The following is a 1,550-nucleotide window of genomic DNA, read 5'->3' on the forward strand; positions in this document are numbered from 1 at the left end:
GACGCGCTTAAAATTGTTGCCAATGCAGGTCGTCGCCCCAAAACCGCTGCCCACTTATGGGCGACATGCATTATCGTGCGGCCAACGATGAGTTGGCAAAGCGTATGACCGGCGAAAAACGCCTCTTCCTCGATGTCAGGCAGTCGGTATCAGGGGTTTCCTGGGAACATCGGCTGACAGAACGCCAGGACATGATTGCGCTCGCCATCGCGCAAGGCCATGGCGTGCCCGACATCGTCGCGCGGGTGCTTGCCGGCCGTGGTGTTACCGCCGAACAGACCGAGCGGTTTCTCGACCCGACGATCCGCGATCTTCTGCCGGATCCGGCATCGCTGACCGATATGGACAGGGCGGCGGCCCGCATCGCCGCCGCGGTGATGGCCAAGGAAAAGGTGGCGATCTTCGGCGACTATGATGTCGACGGCGCCGCCTCGTCGGCCTTGCTGAAGCGGTTCCTCACGCATTTCTCGGTGCCGTCGGAAATCTACATTCCGGATCGTATTTTCGAGGGCTATGGGCCCAACCCGGATGCCATGCGCGAACTTGTTTCGCGTGGCGCGACACTGATCGTCACTGTCGATTGCGGCACCAACAGCGCCGTTTCCATCGATGCCGCCAACGAGGCTGGGGCCGATGTCGTGGTGCTCGACCACCACCAGGTCGGCGGTGCCTTGCCGGCGGCAATTGCCGTCGTCAATCCCAATCGCGACGACGACCTTTCTGGGCAGGGCCATCTCTGTGCCGCCGGCGTGGTCTTCCTCGCCCTTGTGCAGACGGCCAGGATCCTGCGCGGCCGCATGGCCGATGCTACGCCGCCGGACCTGCTTTCGCTGCTTGATATCGTGGCATTGGCCACAGTCTGTGACGTGGTGCCGCTGACCGGCGTCAACCGCGCCTTCGTGGTCAAGGGGCTGCAGATGGCGCGCCAGCAGAAGAATGAAGGGTTGGCGGCACTGGCACGCGTGTCGCGCATCGGCGAGCCGATCAGCACTTTCCATCTGGCCTATCTGATCGGCCCGCGCATCAATGCCGGCGGACGCATCGGCGATGCCGCACTTGGTAGCCGGCTGCTTGCGACCGACGACCCGGTCGAGGCGCGCACCATTGCCGAGACGCTCGACCGGCTCAACCAGGAACGGCAGTTGATGGAGCAGGAGATGCTCGCGGCGGCGCGCGTCGAGGCCGATGCAGAGCTCGCCGGCGGCAATGGCCCGGCTATCGTCGTCACCGCCTCCAACAGCTGGCACCCGGGTATTGTCGGCCTGCTCGCTTCGCGATTGAAGGATCATGCCCGGCGGCCCGCCTTCGCCATCGCGTTCAATGCTGTGGGCATCGGCACCGGTTCGGGCCGCTCGGTCTCGGGTTTCGACCTCGGCCGGCTGGTGCGCGAGGCGGCCGTTGCCGGTCTGATCGTCAAGGGCGGCGGCCATGGCATGGCGGCGGGCATCACCGTGGAGCGGGCAAGGCTTGGCGAACTCAGGGCGTTTTTCGAAGAACGGGCGGCAGCCGACGTGTTTCGCCTGCAGGGCGAGGAAAGCCTGGCCATAGAC

Annotated in this window: 1 protein-coding gene; it reads left to right on the top strand. The window is 65.0% G+C overall.

Translation table 11 applies throughout. The features are described from left to right. Nucleotides 1-104: 104 nt before the first annotated feature. The coding region (recJ, locus tag EOC06_RS37040; RefSeq protein WP_128310098.1) for a single-stranded-DNA-specific exonuclease RecJ at nucleotides 105-1,550 on the top strand (1,446 nt) is incomplete at its 3' end.

This window comes from Mesorhizobium sp. M7A.F.Ca.MR.362.00.0.0 (genome assembly GCF_004023175.1).
In the GTDB taxonomy this organism is placed as follows: Bacteria; Pseudomonadota; Alphaproteobacteria; order Rhizobiales; family Rhizobiaceae; genus Mesorhizobium.